Below are 16,055 nucleotides of genomic sequence, written 5' to 3' on the forward strand. Positions count from 1 at the left end.
TCGTGCCGATCAAGGCGAACAGCGCGGCGGCGACAGACGTCGGCAAGATCCGCTCGAACAACCAGGACTCCGGGTACGCCGGCGAGTACCTGTTCATGGTCGCCGACGGCATGGGCGGCCACGCGGGCGGTGACGTCGCCTCCGCCATCGCGGCGAAGCGCATCATGGAAGCGGATGCCAAGTACGAGTCCGTCGAGGCGGCGCAGATGGCGCTTCAGGATGCCGTCATGGCGGCGAACGACCAGCTGAGCGAGGCCGTCGTCGAGCACCCTGAGCTCACGGGAATGGGCACGACCGTCGACGCGCTCATGGTCGTCGGCGACGAGGTCGCGATCGCGCACATCGGCGACTCCCGCATCTACCTCTACCGCGACGGCGAGCTCACGCAGATCACGACGGACCACACGTTCGTGCAGCGCCTCGTCGACTCGGGACGCATCACCGCCGCGGAGGCGCGCATGCACCCGCGGCGCTCGGTGCTCATGCGCGTGCTCGGCGACGTCGACACCTCGCCCGAGCTCGACGTGTTCGCCATGACGATCCACGACGGCGACCGCTGGATCATCTGCTCCGACGGCCTCAGCGACTACGTCGACGACCGCGACACCCTGCAGATCGTCTCGGCCGGGCAGAACGCGCAGAAGACCGCCGACCGGCTCGTCAAGAAGACGCTCGACAACGGCGCCCCCGACAACGTCACGGTCGTGGTGCTCGACATCGGCGCGAAGAGCTCCAAGTCGGAGCCCGTCATCGTCGGCTCGGTCTCGCAGCCGCTCGCGTTCGAGGTGCGTCCCTCGCGCCGCACGGGTCTCATTCCCGCGCTCCGGCTGCACACGGGCCGCGTCGCGCCGCTCGACCCGTCGCACTTCGAGCCCGCCGCCGACGACTACCTCGAGGAGCTCATCGAAGAAGACGCGCGCCGCGCGCGCCGCCGCCGGCTCACGTGGGCGCTCGGCATCTTCGTCGTCGTGCTCGCCCTCGTTCTCGGCCTGCTCGGCGCCTACTCGTGGACGCAGACGCGCTACTACGTCGGCGCCGACGACGACTCCGTCGTGATCTTCCAGGGCATCCAGCAGTCCGTCGGCCCGTTCTCGCTCTCGCACGAGTACCAGGACACCGGCATCCCGCTCGACGGCCTCTCGTTCTACGACCGGCAGGAGGTCGAGCGCACGATCAGCGCGTCGAGCCTCGGCGACGCGCGCCAGATCGTGTCCCGACTGCGCGTCGACGACGGGTCGGATGCCGGTACGCCGGCGCCCGGCGAGACGCAGACCCCTGCCCCCACTCCGACCGGGACCCCGACCGCGGGAGGTGAGGGATGAGCGCCGCGACCTCGAACGACGCCGTGACCGCCGACACCGCGGTCATCCGCCTCATGCGCAAGCTGCACGTGCCGCAGAAGCTGCGCAACCGCGAGCTGACGATGCTCGCGTTCGCGTGCGTGGTCAACACCGTCGCGATCATGCTCGTGCAGCTCGGCGCCCTCGGCGAGCTCGACTTCAGCCTCATCTACTTCGGTGCGGCGCTCTCGGCGCTCGTCTTCGGCCTGCACATCTGCCTGCGCTACGCCGCCGTGCAGGCGGATCCGCTCCTGCTGCCGATCGCGACCGTGCTCAACGGACTCGGCATCGCGGAGATCTACCGCATCGACATCGCACGCGGCGATTTCGGCTGGGACGCGGCATCCACCCGACAGATCGCCTGGAGCGCGATCGCCATCATCGCCGCGATCATCGTCGTGCTGTGGCTGCGCAACCACCGGGTGCTGTTCCGCTACACCTACCTGTTCGGCCTCACGGCGTTCGTCCTGCTGCTGCTCCCCCTCGTGCCCGGACTCGGGCGCAGCGTCAATGGGGCGAAGGTGTGGATCGGGCTCGGCGACGTCATGTCGTTCCAGCCCGGTGAAGTCGCGAAGATCGCCCTCGCCGTCTTCTTCGCCGGCTACCTCGTGCGAACGCGCGACAGTCTCTCGATGGTCGGCACGAAGGTTCTCGGAGTGCGCTTCCCGCGACTGCGCGACCTCGGTCCCATCCTCGTCGTGTGGGTGTTCGCGATGCTCATCATCGTGTTCGAGCGCGACATGGGAACCGCTCTGCTGTACTTCGGCATGTTCACGGTCATGCTCTACGTCGCGACGGGGCGGCTCAGCTGGATCCTCATCGGCGGCGGCCTGTTCGCCGTCGGCGCCGCCGTCGCGAGCCAGTACCTCACGTACGTGCACAACCGCTTCAACAACTGGATCAACGCGTTCGACCCGAGCGTGTACGACGCGAAGGTCGGCGGCAGCTACCAGCTCGTGCAGGGGATCTTCGGTCTCGCGCACGGCGGGCTCATCGGCACCGGGCTCGGCCAGGGGCGCCCGAACCTCACGCCCGTCGCCGAGAGCGACTACATCATCGCGAGCCTCGGCGAGGAGCTCGGCCTCGCGGGGCTGTTCGCGATTCTCGTGCTGTACCTCGTTCTCGTCTCGCGCGGCTTCCGCATCGGCTTCGTCGGCCAAGACGACTTCGGCAAGCTCCTCGCGCTCGGCCTCGCGTTCACGATCGCCCTGCAGGTGTTCATCATGGTCGGCGGCGTCACCCGGCTCATCCCGCTGACGGGCCTCACGACGCCGTTCCTCGCGGCGGGCGGCTCCTCCCTCGTGGCGAACTGGATGATCGTCGCGCTTCTGCTGCGCGTGAGCGACAGCGTAAGGCGCCAGCCGGCGGGGGTGAGCGCGTGAACAAGGAATTCAAGCGCATCAGCATCGTCGTGCTCGCGATGTTCCTCGCCCTGTTCGGGTCGACGACGGTGATCCAGGTGTTCCAGGCCGACACGCTCGCGCAGGACTCCCGCAACACGCGCACCCTGTACGACAGCTACCAGACGCAGCGCGGCGCGATCCTCGCCGGCGACACCGTGCTCGCGCAGTCCACGCCGACGGGCGACCGCTACGTCTACCAGCGCGAGTACCCGGAGGGCGAGATGTACTCCGCCGTCACCGGCTACTTCAATCCAACCCAAGGCTCGAGCGGGCTCGAGCAGACGATGAACGCGTACCTGTCGGGGACCTCGAACTCGCAGTTCCTCGACATGCTCAATCAGATCATCGCCGGTCAGGACCCGAAGGGCGCCGCCGTCGAGGTGACGATCGATCCGGCCGTGCAGAAGGCGGCGTGGGACGCGATGCAGGGCTACCAGGGCGGAATCGTCGCCATCGAGCCGGCGACCGGTCGCATCCTCGCCATGGTCACCACGCCGACGTACGACCCGAACACCCTGGCAGGCCACGACTCGCAGAAGGTCATCGACGCGTACAAGGCGCTCAACGACGACCCCGCGAACCCGCTCTTCAACCGCGCCATCGCCGGAAGCCAGAACCCGCCCGGGTCGACCTTCAAGCTCGTCGTCGCCTCAGCGGCGTACGCCTCGGGCGACTACACGCCCGATTCGAAGCTGCCGAACCCGCAGTCGTACACGCTGCCGGGAACCTCGACGAAGGTGTACAACTCGGGCCGCGGCACGTGCGGCAGCGGCGACGAGGTCTCGATCTCCGACGCGATCCGGCTCAGCTGCAACATCCCGATGGCCGAACTCGGCGTCAAGCTCGGCGATGACGCTATCCGCGAGGCCGCCGAGGCATACGGCTTCAACGACGCCGACCTGACGATTCCGCTGCAGTGCGGCACGAGCACCTTCCCGACCGGTGACCTCGGCGACGACGAGACGGCGCTGAGCTCCTTCGGTCAGGCGAGCGTGAAGGCGACGCCGCTGCAGATGGCGATGGTGTCGGCCGGCATCGCGAACGAGGGCACGGTCATGAAGCCGAATCTGGTCGACCGGGTCACGGGACGCAACCTCGAAGTGCTGCAGAGCTTCACTCCCGAGGTGTACAAGGAGGCGGTCTCCCCCGACGTCGCCTCCGACGTCGCCGGATCCATGGTCCTCAGTGTCCGGAGCGGGGCCGCGAGTAATGCCACAATAGACGGAGTCAGTGTGGCGGGGAAGACGGGCACAGCCGAGAACGGACCCGACGAGCCATACTCCCTGTGGTTCACCGGCTTCGCCCCCGCGGACAACCCCCAGGTCGCAGTAGCAGTCGTAATCGAAGATGGTGGCGGAAAGGGCCAGTCCGGCAGCGGCAACCAGATCGCCGCGCCGGTCGCCAAGAAGGTGATTGAGGCGGTGCTGAACGAATGAGACCCATGGCAGGGGTGACCTTCGGCGGACGATACGAGCTTGAGTCTCGCATCGCCATCGGCGGTATGGGCGAGGTCTGGAAGGCCACCGACAACGTCATCGGCCGCACCGTCGCGATCAAGATCCTCAAAGACGAGTACATGGGCGATCCCGGCTTCCTCGAGCGCTTCCGTGCGGAGGCCCGGCACGCGGCACTGGTCAACCACGAGGGAATCGCGAACGTCTTCGACTACGGCGAGGAGAACGGCTCCGCGTTCCTCGTCATGGAACTCGTTCCCGGCGAGGCCCTGTCCTCGACACTCGAGCGGGAGCACGTGCTCTCCACCGACGCGACGCTCGACATCGTCGCGCAGACCGCGGGAGCGCTGCAGGCCGCGCACGCCGCCGGGCTCGTGCACCGCGACATCAAGCCCGGAAACCTGCTCATCACGCCCGACCGCCGCGTGAAGATCACCGACTTCGGCATCGCGCGCATCGCCGACCAGGTTCCGCTCACCGCGACCGGGCAGGTCATGGGCACCGTGCAGTACCTGTCGCCCGAGCAGGCCTCCGGCCACCCGGCTTCTCCCGCGACCGACATCTATTCGCTCGGCATCGTCGCCTACGAGTGCCTCGCGGGCAAGCGCCCGTTCACGGGCGAGTCGCAAGTCGCGATCGCGATGGCGCAGATCAACGAGGCTCCTCCGGAGCTGCCCGCGACCGTCGCCGAACCCGTGCGCAACCTCGTCTTCTCGATGATCGCGAAGAACCCCGACGACCGACCGGCCTCCGCGGCCCACGTCGTGCGGGCCGCGAACGCCTTGCGCCGAGGAGACATCGCCGCCGCGACCGCCGCGGTTCCCGCGGTCTCGGAGGGCACGGGCGGCACGAGCATCGTGCCGAGCGGGAACGACCAGGCGACACAGCTGCTGTCGGAGCACACGGACACCGGCACCGCGGCACTGCCCGTCGCGGGCGCCGAGGGCGACGAGGAGACGGGCAAGAAGAAGCGCAGCCCGTGGACGTGGCCGCTCATCGTGCTGATCGCAGTGCTCATCCTCGTGCTCGGCGGCACGATTCTCGCGCTCGTCAACCAGGACAACACGGGCGACACTCCCGCGACCAACACGGCGACGCGCTCGTCGACGCCGCCCAAGACGCCGTCGCAAGAGCCGACGCCGGAGGACACCCGGGTCGACATCGTCGAGAGCGACTACGTCGGGCGCCCCTACGACGACGTCGCCGCGGAACTCCAAACGCTCGGCCTGAAGGTGGAGAAGAAGGTCGGCGCGACGGCGACCTCGGGCGAGCAGGTCGACAAGGTCACCGACGTGAGCCCGTACGGCAAGGTCGACCCCGGCACGACGATCACGCTCACGGTGTACGGTCCGCTCGCGACGCCGAACGCGCCGTCGAACGCGCCGAGCGTCAACAACTGCACGGGCGGCGGCTGCCAGTTCGCGGCCAGCGAGTCGAACAAGACCGTGAGCGTCACGTGGGACGCGTACTCGAACTGCCCGACGGGCACGAGCGTCACGGGCTACCGCCTGCACATCAACGGCGGCTCGGCCAAGTCGACGGACATCGACCCGGGCGGGAACCAGAACGTTCCCGTGACGATCGATGACGGGGCGAACCAGCTCACCGTCTCGTGGAGCGTCTTCTGCGGGGAGGCCGAGTCGGCCCAATCACCCAACACCATCACGACAGTGACCTGGGACGACAGCTCGTCGACCCCCGCACCGGGCGACGAGGGCACTTCTCAGGGACTGCCGGGCGCCGTCGGCGTGCTTCCGAGCCGCCGCTGAGCCGAACGGGCGAGCCGTTTCCGCGAGCGGGCGGCCTAGGCAACCTGCCAGCAAGCGGCGGCTAAGCTATACGCGTTCGAAGCCCCGCAACTGAAGGGGTCCCGACCGATTCGGAGTTCATGGGGTGGTTGACGAAGAGCGCGTGCTTGCGGGGCGCTACCGCGTAGGTTCCGTCATCGGTCGCGGCGGCATGGCCGTCGTCTACAAGGGAACCGACACCAAGCTCGGGCGAACCGTCGCGATAAAGATCCTCAAATCGGAGCTCGCGAGCGACCCCGCCTTCCGCACCCGCTTCCGCCAGGAGGCTCAGGCCGCCTCACGCATGTCGCATGCGACGATCGTGCGCGTGTACGACGCCGGCGAGGAGACCGTCCGCCGGCCGGACGGAGAGCTCGCCCGCGATCCGTTCATCGTCATGGAGTACGTCGAGGGCCACCAGCTGAAGGACCTCATCGCTCAGGGACCGCTCGATATCGACGAGGCCGTGCGCATCGAGCAGGATCTGCTCACCGCGCTCGAGTACTCGCACCGCGCGGGCGTCGTCCACCGCGACATCAAGCCCGGCAACATCATGATCACGCCCTCCGGCCAGGTCAAGGTCATGGACTTCGGCATCGCCCGCGCCGTGAGCGACACGTCCTCGACGGTCGCCCAGACCACCGCGATCCTCGGCACCGCCTCGTATTTCTCGCCCGAGCAGGCGAAGGGCGAGACCGTCGACGCGCGCACCGACCTCTACTCCGCGGGCGTCGTGCTGTTCGAGATGCTCACGGGCCGGCCCCCGTTCCAGGGCGACACGGCGGTGTCCGTCGCGTACCAGCACGTGAGCGAGACTCCCGTGCGTCCCTCGGCGCTCAACCCCAAGGTCTCGCCCGCTCTCGACCAGGTCGTCGTGCACTCGCTCGCGAAAGACCGCTTCCAGCGCTATCAGACGGCCGCTGAGTTCAGTGAGCAGCTCAGCATGGCCGCCGCCGGGCACGTTCCCGCCGCGACCACGTCGACGAAGCGCTACGACGACGCGACGGAGATCTTCGGAGCGCCGCCAGCGCCCGTGAACGTCACCGAGCACGCGCTGCGTCAGCTCACCAACGACGACACGGTCACGCGCACGCAGCGGCGTCCGCCCGTGGTGTGGATCTGGGCCGGCGTCACCGTCGTCGCCGTCATTCTGCTCGCGGTTCTGTGGTGGGTCATGACCCTGCCCCAGGGCGCGCAGATGCCGACGGCATCCCGAACCATCCCCGAGCTCACCGACGCGACGTGGGAGGACGCGAAAGACACCCTCACGGGACTCGACCTGCTGCCCACCAAGTTCGAGCAGACGAGCGCCGACATCGCCGCCGGCCATGTGATCTCCGTCGATCCCGACGCGGGGACAACGGTCTCCCCGAACTCGCAAGTCAAGGTGTACGTGTCGACGGGCGCCGAGATGGCGACGGTGCCCGACATCATCAACATGTCGATAGACGATGCGCGAGACGCGATCGAGAAGGCGGGCCTCGAGGTCGGCTCGATCAGCAGCGAGTCGTCCCCCAACGCGCCAAAGGACACCGTGCTGTCGTCCTCGCCCGAGAAGGGGCAGGATGCCGCCCAGGGCTCGAGCGTCGACATCACCGTGTCGTCGGGCATGGTGACCGTGCCCGACGTCGTCGGCGACTCCTACGACACGGCGAAGCAGAAGCTCGAGGGCGGCGACATCGGCCTCACGGTGATCGAGGTCACCGACAGCTCGTGCCCCGCCGCCGACGGCAATCCCGTCACCCGACAGTCCGTCGGACCGGGCGATGTGGCTCAGCACTCGACGATCGAGCTCACCTACTGCACGGGCAGCGCCGACGACGGCAGCTCCGGAGACAGCGGCACGGGCAACAACGGGAACGGCACGGGGAACAACGGCAAGGGCAACGGCTAGCTACGCCGTGCGCTCTCCGTCTGACCGGAGCAGCGGGTGCAGCGTCGCCGCGTGCGCCGCGGCACCCGTGAGGCCGACGAGCTCGAGCCAGTTCCCGAGCATCTGGTAGCCGCCCTGCGTGAGCACGCTCTCGGGGTGGAACTGCACGCCGAACAGCGGAGCGGACCTGTGCCGAAGGCCCATGATCACGCCGCCGGTGGTGCGCGAGGTGACCTCGAGGTCATCGGGAACCGTGTCGTCGACGACAGCGAGCGAGTGGTAGCGGGTCGCCGTGAACGGCTGCGGAACCCCACTGTAGAAGTCGCTGTCGTCGTGCGTCACTTCCGAGGTCTTGCCGTGCATGAGCTCGTCGGCGTTCGTGACGGTCGCCCCGAACGCCTCCGCGATCGCCTGGTGGCCGAGGCACACGCCGAGCAACGGCTGGTCGGCGGCCAGCGCCGCGTGCACGATCGCGATCGAGACTCCCGCGTCGGCCGGCTTTCCCGGACCGGGGGACAGCAGAACCGCGTCGTACTCGGCGATGCGGGCGGCGGCATCCGATTCTGCGAACTCATCGTTTCTCAGCACCTCCGTCTGCGCGCCGAGCTGCTGCAGGTAGCCGTTCAGCGTGTAGACGAAGCTGTCGTAGTTGTCGATGACGAGCACACGGGTCATGTACGAATCCTATTGCTCGAGCGTCGCATCCGGCACCGGGATGAGCGACTGCACCCAGGGGAAGACGAGCGTGAACAGGGCGAACAGCACCGCCGCGACCAGTACGAGCAGGATGAGGATGCGCAGCCACACGGGGCCGGGCAGCAAGCGCCACAGGGCGGCATACATGTCAGTTCTCCACGGGGTCGAGGGAGGCCGGCGGGCCGTCGGCCGTCGGCGTGAACGACTCGAACACGCCGAACGCGACGATGCGCTCGGCCGCCGAGTACATGGGGCTGCACGCCGTGAGCGTGATGAAGCGGTCCGACGCGGCGGCATCCGACTGGGGAACCGGGTTGAGCACGTCGACCTGCGTGGGCGTGACGTACTCGAGCGTGCGGAACCGGTACGTGTACCAGCCGTCCTTCGTCTGCACGACGATCGCGTCGCCCACGCGAAGCGATGCGATCTGGTTGAGCGGCTTGCCGTAGGTCGTGCGGTGACCGGCGAGCGCGAAGTTTCCCTGCCCCCCCGGCATCTGCGTGCCCGGATAGTGGCCGAGCCCGATCGGGTCGAGCGTGCGCGCTCGCGAGACGCCGCCCGCGATGTCGGCGGCGTAGTCCTCGCCGAAGCGCGGCACGAACAGCACGCCGAAGATCTGGGCGTCGTCCGGCTGGGCGGGCACGATGATGTCGTCGCCCGGCGGAGCGGGCTCGCCCGCGGCCTCGTCGACCCAGTGCTGCGAGCGCTGCTGCGCGACCTCGTCCTGCTGCGCGCGGACGATCACGTCGTTGAGCCAGAGCTGCCATACGAGGAACAGCAGAACGAGCACCCCGGCCGTGATCAGCAGTTCGCCGAACACGCCGAGCACGCTCGCGCGAGGCCGCGGTCGTGCCGCCGTGCCGGTGCGGTGCCTGCGCCGTGCGGCGCGCGTCGCGGCAGCGGCATCCGTCTCGCTGTCGACAGAGGACACCATGACGCTGATTCTACTGAGGTCGACCATATACAATGGGCGGCATGGCACGCTCCAAGAACTCCTCCGCGGTGACAGAACAGCGCAGTGGAGCCGACGCACCGAACCCCGTGTGGTTCAAGCCCGTGATGTTCGGCTTCATGCTGCTCGGGCTCGCCTGGATCATCGTCTTCTACCTCTCGCAGGGCGCCTTCCCGGTTCCCGCGCTCGGTTCGTGGAACATCCTCGTCGGCTTCGGCATCGCCTTCGTCGGCTTCCTCATGACCACGCGCTGGCGGTAGCGCTCTTCGCACACCGCGGCCTCCGCCTCACGCGGGGGCCGCAGTCGTTAACCCCGAATTCGGTCGGATGCCGCCGGGCTGTGCCCGTCAGGCCGACGAGTAGCCCGAGCGGAAGCGCACGAGCGAGCTCTCGCCGTGCGTGGTCGAGCGGCCCATCGCGACGACCTCGCCGACGACGAGCTGGTGCGTCGCCGCCGGGTGCACGTCGGCGACGCGGCACTCGAACCAGACGAGGCAGTCCTCGATGATCGCCGGGGCGCCCTCCTCCCGCCGCCAGTGCGGTGTGAGATCGAGCAGGCCGCGCAGCGGCGCTCCGATCTCACCCAGCCGCTCGGCGATCACGCGCTGCGGCGCGGCGAGAACGCTCACGGCGAATCGCCCTGATCCCTCGACCGCCTCCGTCGTGCGCGAGAGGCCGTAGAGGCTCACGAGCATCGTCGGTGGATCGTAGGACACCGAGAGGAAGTCGGTGACCGTCGTCGCGTAGTCGTACCGGCCCCAGCGCGTCGACACGATCGCGACGCCCTTCGCGACGAGGCCGGCGAGAGAGCTGTAGCGGTCCATGTCCGCGCGCTCGACATGCGTGGGATCGACGAGGTGCGCGTCGTGAGACATCAGTCGGGGTCGCTGGGGTCGAGCGGCGCGTGGTGGTCGAGGTTCACGATGCCGCGCTTCCAGTAGCCCTCGACCTCCGCCTGTTCCTTGCCCAGGCCGAGATCGCGGCGCAGATACCGGCGAACCGGAACGAGCTCGCTCGCCTCCCCGGCGGCCCAGACGTACGTGTCGGCGTCGAGCGGGCCGAGCGAGCGCACGGCCTCGAGCAGCTGCCCGGGACCGTCCTCGCGATACAGCATCTCGATGTTGGTGCGCGAGCGGTGCTCGTCGGTGAGGTAGGTCTCGGCGTCCTCGTCGTTCACGAGCACGATCGCCGTGACCTTGACTCCCGTCGGCAGCAGGTCGAGCCAGCGCGTGAACGCGGGCAGCGCCGTCTCGTCGGCGATGAGCACGACGCGCGAGATCCCCTCGGGCGCGAGCTTCGAGCCACGCGGCCCCGCGACGCCGAGCAGGTCGCCGGGCTTGACCGAAGACGCGAAGGCCGTCGCGGGACCATCGTCGCCGTGGCGCACGAAGTCGATGTCGAGCTCGGGCAGGCCTGACGCGTTCTCCTCCCGGTAGACGAGGGGCGTGAAGTCGCGCGAGAGGATGACGCCGTCGGTCGGGCGCTTGAGGCCCTCCGCCGTCACTTCGGGCGTCGTGAGCCTGCCCGTCTCGGGGTCGGGGAAGAAGAGCTTGACGTGGTCGGTGGGTCCTGGCGCGTCGAAACCGAGGAGAGACTCGTCGGCAACCGTGACGCGAACCATCGAGTCGTTGAGCGGGGTCACGCTCTGCACTGTCGTGCGGCGAATCTGCAGCTCGTGTCGGATCCGTTCACGTGTGGGCATGGTAGGTCCTCTCGAGTACCCGCGGGTGGCGGCATGACAATCGGTCTTCCCAGCGTACGCCCTGGCGAGACTGGAGTTATCAACAGCGTTCTGCACCGTCTGTGGATGAGTTACACGCGTGTAGTTCGAGTTCTAGTTACAGTCGTGTAATTCTCTCCACAGTGTGGACAAGGCTGTGGATAACTCTGGGGACGAGTTGTGGGAAGCATGTGGACGAGAAGCTGAGCGGGCTCCGAGAATCGCCGCGGAAGGGCTCGCGACTCGTCGGCGAGACGGGCATTCTGGGCGTATGCGCGCACACCGTCTCGGGGCTCTCGGCGCGGCAGCGGGACTTCTCGCTCTCGTCGTGACCGGGTGCGCGCCCGAGCAGCCGGCGCCCGTGTCCTCCACGGCGGCTCCCTCGCACAGCGCGCCGCGGCCCACGCCGTCGGGCGGCTCGTCGAGCGCTTCGCCGGTCGAGACCGGCTGCTCCCCCACGGACGAAACGACACCGGCCGGAGCGGTTACCCGCCAGACGATTGACGTTGATGGCGACGGTCGCGCCGACACCGAGTGGATCGCCCCGGGCGAGTCGAGCGGCGTGCGGTTCGGCGTGACGACAGCCTCGGGCGCCACGTTCTCCTACTCCGTCGACACCGGGTCACCCGTCGCGCCGGCGGGCTTCGTGGTGACGCTGAACGGCGCGCAGTCGATCTCGCTGCTCTCGGTAGGCCGGGAGGCGTTCGAGCACGTCATCACGGACTGCGGCTTCGTGCAGCCGACGAATCTGCAGGGCCAGCCGTACACCTTCGATCTCGAGAACCTGCGCGGCCACGGCACCGGCGTCGGCTGTGTGGACAACTCCCTCGTCGGATTCCAGGCGACACCGACGGGGAACGACCGGTACACGGTACGGCGGACGGTCATCGAGCTGAGTGAGAACGGCGACGCGGCGCGCAACGGTGAGACGACGACGGTGGGCACGGGGCTCAGCGCCGATGACCCGCGCGTCGTGATGGCGCAGTCGGTGACGTGCGGCGAGGCGACGGTGTCGTCGAGCGGTGTCACGCTCGAGGGGTGACCGCCGCGATCAGTGGTAGATGAACCCCGCGACGGCCGCGAGGACCACGAGAAGCGCGACGATGCCGGCGACGCCGAGCTTCTGCAGCGACTGCTGGCTGCGCCGACGTGTCGTCGCGTAGATGAGTCCTATCAGCGCTCCCGTGACGAGGCCGCCGACGTGCGCCTGCCAGGCGATGTTCGTTCCGGGGATGAAGCCGATGACGAGGTTGATGACGACGAGAACGAGCAGGCCCGTCATGTTGCCGCCAAGGTGGCGCACGATCACGAGCACGGCGCCCATGAGCCCGAAGATCGCGCCAGACGCGCCCACGACCGGCTGCAGCGGGTTGTCGAGCAGCATGACGCCGACCGACGAGCCGAACGTCGTCACGAGGTACAGCGTGAGGAACCGCCATCGGCCGATCATCGGCTCCATCATGCGGCCGAAGATCCACAGCGTGTACATGTTCAGCGCGACGTGAAGGAAGAAGCTCGTCGAGTGCACGAGGGCGACCGTCAGCATCCGCCACGGCTCGAAGTGGCCGAACTCGGGCATGCCGTACACGCCCGCGAACAACAGGCGGTTGGTCACGTCGAGACCGGGCACGAACTGCAGAACGAACACGAGCAGCGTGAGCGCGATGATCACGTACGTGACAGCGGGCTGGCCGGAGTCGGCGCGCATGATGCTCGTCACCCGCGACACCGACCGCGGCTTCACGCGCGGCGCTGATGCCCGCTGCTCCCGCATGCACTCGGGGCAGATCACTCCGACGGGCGCGGGGGTCTGGCACTCGGCGCAGATGGTCCGCCCGCATCGCTGGCAGAGCACGAAGCTCTGGCGGTCAGGATGCCGGTAGCAGTAGTTGTCGCGGCCGGTCGGGATGCTCACGGATGCCGAGGACTAGACGTTCTCGACGTCGATGCTCTCGATCACGACGTCGTCGAGCGGACGGTCGCGAGCGTCCGTCGGCACGGTCGCGAGCTTGTCGACGACCTTGCGGCTCGCCTCGTCCTCGACCGCGCCGAAGATCGTGTGCTTGCCCTGAAGCCACGTCGTCGCCCCGACGGTGATGAAGAACTGGGAGCCGTTCGTGCCGCGCCCCATGATCTTGCCGGCGTTCGCCATCGCGAGGATGTAGGGCTCGGTGAAGTCGAGCTCGGGGTTGATCTCGTCGTCGAACTTGTAGCCGGGGCCGCCGGTGCCGTTGCCGAGCGGGTCGCCGCCCTGGATCATGAATCCGGGGATGATGCGGTGGAAGATCACACCGTTGTACAGCGGCGTTCCGGACTTGGTCTCACCGGTGCGCTCGTCGGTCCAGTCCTTCGACCCTGTGGCGAGTCCGACGAAGTTCTCGACGGTCTTGGGGGCGTGGTCGCCGAACAGATTGACCTTGATGTCACCGTAGTTTGTGTGGATCGTGGCGACAGCGGTGTGCTTTGACATAGATGCAATTCTTGCACAAGGGATGCTGTGGGCCTTGTGACCCTCCCAGTGTCTCGTGACAAGATGGAGTGAGTCGTTCGTCACGAGATCAATGGAGGTCCCCAGTGAGCATGACACGCAAGCGCAAGAAGCAGCTGAAGCGTCTCAAGGGTGACGCGAACGCCCTGTGGGCCGCACAGCAGGATCTGCTCGACCAGGCCAACTCCGTCGCTCGTGAGGCGAGCCGCCAGCTTCAGGCGTACAGCCGCGAGGAGATCGCGCCCCGGGTCGTCAAGGCGTATGAGGAGAAGGTCCAGCCGGTCGTCCACAAGATGGATGCCGCGACGCACGATGCCCGCCAGTCGGCAAAGCGCAGCTTCGACTCGAAGGTGCTTCCCGCCGTCGGCAGCGCCATCGGCACCGTCATGGCGCTCGGCGACGTCGCTCGCGACTCGCGCGTCAAGGCCGCTTTCGACCGAGTGCAGCCCAAGAAGGTCGAGAAGAAGAAGTCCGGCATCGGCTCCGCCATCGCCGTCACCGCCGGCATCGCCGCCGCCGCGGCCGTGGCCTACGCCGTGTGGCAGACCTTCCGCGCCGACGACGAGCTGTGGGTCGCCGACGACGAAGACGCCTTTCCGAGCAACTGACTCGCTGGAGCGAAGGGCCGGGACGTGCGTCCCGGCCCTTCGTCGCGTTCAGAGCATGCGGAGCGCGGCATCCACGAGCGACACCCGGTGCAGCGCGCCGATCTGGTCGATGCGGTGCCAGTCGGCGTAGTCGGTCGAGCCGTCGAGCTCGTACGTGAGCGAGCCGCCCGTGATGTGCGCCCGGTAGACGATGCGGATCGCCTGCAGCGGCGCGTTCGCTCCGCTTGCGAAGCGCGCGACCGCCGGGATGACGATCGAGTCGACGCCGAGCGTCGCGTCGATCTGCGCAGTGAAGCCGGTCTCCTCGAACACCTCCCGCACCGCCGCGTCGGCGGGCGCCTCGCCGGGCTCGATGCCGCCGCCGGGAAGCGTCCAGCCGCTGCGGCCGCCCTCGTTCCAATGCGCGAGCAGCATCCGATCGCCGTCGGCGATGACGGCATACGCCGCAACGCGGATGTCCATGCCCGAAACATTATCAAGCGGGACGGGGCCGCCCGCTGGGCATGACGCGGTCGGCCTCGTAGGCTCGGGGCATGAAGCGCAATCGCGGACGCATCGTGCAGATCGACAGCCTCGACGAGTTCGACCGCCGCTTCGCGCAGGGCGCGCGCGACCTCTCGGGCTGGCGCATCATGGCCGTCGACCTGTCGCAGCGCTCTCGCGAGCTGCGCGCCGCCGACGTCGCGGGGGCGCTGTTTCTCGGTTGCGTGTTCGACAACCACGACGAGGACTCGGTTCGCGCCCGCGGCGCCGTCGTGTTTCCCGAGGTGCCGAGCGTGCCGGTCGACACGTATCGCACGACGCTGTACGCGCCGGACGAGCTGTACGACACCGAGGACTACCACTCGTCCCTCGACGCGCGAACTTACGCGTGGTCGCAGCAGAACCATTCGATCGACGCGACTCTCGCCGAGGCGCTGCACGATCACGCGATCGACGCCGCGCTGGCGGCGTGGGTGAGCGACCGCGAGCTCGTCGGCGTCATGGGCGGCCACGCGTTCAAGCGTGACGAGTCGACGTACGCGGATGCCGCGACGCTCGGCTGGCTGCTCGGTCAGCGCCTCACGGTCGCGACGGGCGGCGGCCCCGGAGCCATGGAGGCGGCGAACCTCGGCGGGTACCTCTCGGCAGAGGATGCCGACTCCGTCGAGGTCGCGCTCGCGACGCTGCGCCGGGTTCCGCGGTTCCGGCCCGACATCGGGGCGTGGTCGCGTGCGGCGTTCGAGGTTCGCGAGCGGAACGGCACGGGAGCGGCATCCCTCGGCATTCCCACCTGGCACTACGGGCACGAGCCGCCGAACGCGTTCGCCTCGGCGATCGCGAAGTACTTCCACAACGCGCAGCGCGAGGCGATCCTGCTCGAGGTGTGCCAGGCGGGCATCGTGTTCCTGCCCGGGGCGGGCGGCACGGTGCAGGAGATCTTCCAGGACGCGTGCGAGAACTACTACGCCGACGAGTCCGCTGTCGCCCCCATGGTGCTCGTGGGCGGCGACTACTGGACACGCGAGTTCCCGGCGTGGCCGCTGCTGAAGAGCCTCGCGGCCGGCCGGCCGATGGAGCAGCATGTGCACCTCGTCGAGTCGGTGCAGGATGCCGCGGCCCTCGTGCTCGAGGGCCGGCAGTAGAGCCGCCCTCTGCCGATAGCCGACGGATGGTGGTAGCGTCCGGCATGGGACTCCCCCGACGGAACTGGGAACGGTCCGTTGCGGTGTCGCCAACGTCGCAAAGGAGCAG

At 68.4% G+C, this 16,055-nt stretch carries 17 protein-coding genes; 9 read left to right on the top strand and 8 right to left on the bottom strand.

Annotation, left to right across the window (positions count from 1 at the left end):
• Positions 1–2 precede the first annotated feature (2 nt).
• From BLV49_RS05160 to pknB, 5 genes are all read left to right on the top strand, one after another.
• Positions 3–1,322, top strand: a complete 1,320-nt coding sequence (locus BLV49_RS05160) for a Stp1/IreP family PP2C-type Ser/Thr phosphatase (protein WP_176980718.1) — start codon at positions 3–5, stop codon at positions 1,320–1,322.
• Entirely contained in the window at positions 1,319–2,722 is a 1,404-nt protein-coding gene (locus BLV49_RS05165; RefSeq protein ID WP_091180821.1) for an FtsW/RodA/SpoVE family cell cycle protein, read from the top strand. Before BLV49_RS05160 ends, BLV49_RS05165 begins: the two co-directional genes overlap by 4 nt.
• On the top strand, positions 2,719–4,179 hold the full coding sequence (locus tag BLV49_RS05170) for a peptidoglycan D,D-transpeptidase FtsI family protein (RefSeq protein WP_091180825.1): 1,461 nt from the start codon (positions 2,719–2,721) through the stop codon (positions 4,177–4,179). The genes BLV49_RS05165 and BLV49_RS05170 overlap by 4 nt, the downstream gene beginning before the upstream one ends.
• Positions 4,176–5,966, top strand: coding sequence for a protein kinase domain-containing protein (locus BLV49_RS05175; protein WP_091180828.1), 1,791 nt, complete (start codon positions 4,176–4,178; stop codon positions 5,964–5,966). The genes BLV49_RS05170 and BLV49_RS05175 overlap by 4 nt, the downstream gene beginning before the upstream one ends.
• Before the next feature lie 190 nt (positions 5,967–6,156).
• Positions 6,157–7,878 carry a Stk1 family PASTA domain-containing Ser/Thr kinase gene (pknB, locus tag BLV49_RS05180; RefSeq protein ID WP_434061468.1) on the top strand — a complete coding sequence of 574 codons (1,722 nt, stop codon included), beginning with the start codon at positions 6,157–6,159 and terminating at the stop codon, positions 7,876–7,878.
• Here pknB and BLV49_RS05185 read toward each other — a convergent pair whose 3' ends face one another.
• The 3 genes from BLV49_RS05185 to BLV49_RS05190 are packed head-to-tail and all read right to left on the bottom strand — an operon-like array spanning position 7,879 to position 9,487.
• A complete protein-coding gene (locus tag BLV49_RS05185; RefSeq protein ID WP_091180835.1) occupies positions 7,879–8,532 on the bottom strand; it encodes an anthranilate synthase component II in 654 nt (217 codons plus the stop codon).
• A gap of 9 nt (positions 8,533–8,541) precedes the next feature.
• A complete protein-coding gene (locus BLV49_RS16845) occupies positions 8,542–8,700 on the bottom strand; it encodes a hypothetical protein (RefSeq protein WP_176980719.1) in 159 nt (52 codons plus the stop codon).
• A gap of 1 nt (position 8,701) precedes the next feature.
• Positions 8,702–9,487: a class E sortase gene (locus tag BLV49_RS05190; protein WP_091180839.1), complete on the bottom strand. Its 786-nt coding sequence runs from the start codon at positions 9,485–9,487 to the stop codon at positions 8,702–8,704.
• A 41-nt stretch (positions 9,488–9,528) separates the two neighbouring features.
• Between BLV49_RS05190 and BLV49_RS05195 the strand changes: the two genes are divergently transcribed.
• On the top strand, positions 9,529–9,765 hold the full coding sequence (locus BLV49_RS05195; RefSeq protein WP_091186815.1) for a cell division protein CrgA: 237 nt from the start codon (positions 9,529–9,531) through the stop codon (positions 9,763–9,765).
• Between the two features lie 87 nt (positions 9,766–9,852).
• Here BLV49_RS05195 and BLV49_RS05200 read toward each other — a convergent pair whose 3' ends face one another.
• Positions 9,853–10,380 (bottom strand): flavin reductase family protein, encoded by a 528-nt coding sequence (locus BLV49_RS05200; RefSeq protein WP_091180843.1) that lies wholly within the window; start codon positions 10,378–10,380, stop codon positions 9,853–9,855.
• On the bottom strand, positions 10,380–11,207 hold the full coding sequence (locus tag BLV49_RS05205; protein WP_091180848.1) for a siderophore-interacting protein: 828 nt from the start codon (positions 11,205–11,207) through the stop codon (positions 10,380–10,382). The genes BLV49_RS05200 and BLV49_RS05205 overlap by 1 nt, the downstream gene beginning before the upstream one ends.
• Positions 11,208–11,496: 289 nt before the next feature.
• On the opposite strand from BLV49_RS05205, the gene BLV49_RS05210 reads away from it, so the two are divergent.
• Positions 11,497–12,267, top strand: a complete 771-nt coding sequence (locus tag BLV49_RS05210) for a hypothetical protein (RefSeq protein WP_091180852.1) — start codon at positions 11,497–11,499, stop codon at positions 12,265–12,267.
• Between the two features lie 9 nt (positions 12,268–12,276).
• Here the strand turns inward: BLV49_RS05210 and BLV49_RS05215 are convergent, their stop codons facing one another.
• Positions 12,277–13,140: a rhomboid family intramembrane serine protease gene (locus BLV49_RS05215; protein ID WP_091180855.1), complete on the bottom strand. Its 864-nt coding sequence runs from the start codon at positions 13,138–13,140 to the stop codon at positions 12,277–12,279.
• Positions 13,141–13,152: 12 nt separating this feature from the next.
• Entirely contained in the window at positions 13,153–13,695 is a 543-nt protein-coding gene (locus BLV49_RS05220) for a peptidylprolyl isomerase (RefSeq protein WP_091180857.1), read from the bottom strand.
• 110 nt (positions 13,696–13,805) lie between these two features.
• On the opposite strand from BLV49_RS05220, the gene BLV49_RS05225 reads away from it, so the two are divergent.
• Positions 13,806–14,321 (top strand): DNA helicase, encoded by a 516-nt coding sequence (locus BLV49_RS05225; protein WP_245723696.1) that lies wholly within the window; start codon positions 13,806–13,808, stop codon positions 14,319–14,321.
• Between the two features lie 48 nt (positions 14,322–14,369).
• On the opposite strand, the gene BLV49_RS05230 is transcribed toward BLV49_RS05225, so the two are convergent.
• The gene (locus BLV49_RS05230; protein WP_091180864.1) at positions 14,370–14,783 is read right to left on the bottom strand and encodes an NUDIX hydrolase; all 414 of its coding nucleotides are present in this window, start codon (positions 14,781–14,783) and stop codon (positions 14,370–14,372) included.
• A gap of 71 nt (positions 14,784–14,854) precedes the next feature.
• Between BLV49_RS05230 and BLV49_RS05235 the strand changes: the two genes are divergently transcribed.
• Positions 14,855–15,946 (top strand): LOG family protein, encoded by a 1,092-nt coding sequence (locus BLV49_RS05235; protein ID WP_091180867.1) that lies wholly within the window; start codon positions 14,855–14,857, stop codon positions 15,944–15,946.
• The last annotated feature ends 109 nt before the right edge of the window (positions 15,947–16,055 follow it).

Source organism: Paramicrobacterium humi (assembly GCF_900105715.1).
GTDB classification, from domain to species: Bacteria; Actinomycetota; Actinomycetes; order Actinomycetales; family Microbacteriaceae; genus Paramicrobacterium; species Paramicrobacterium humi.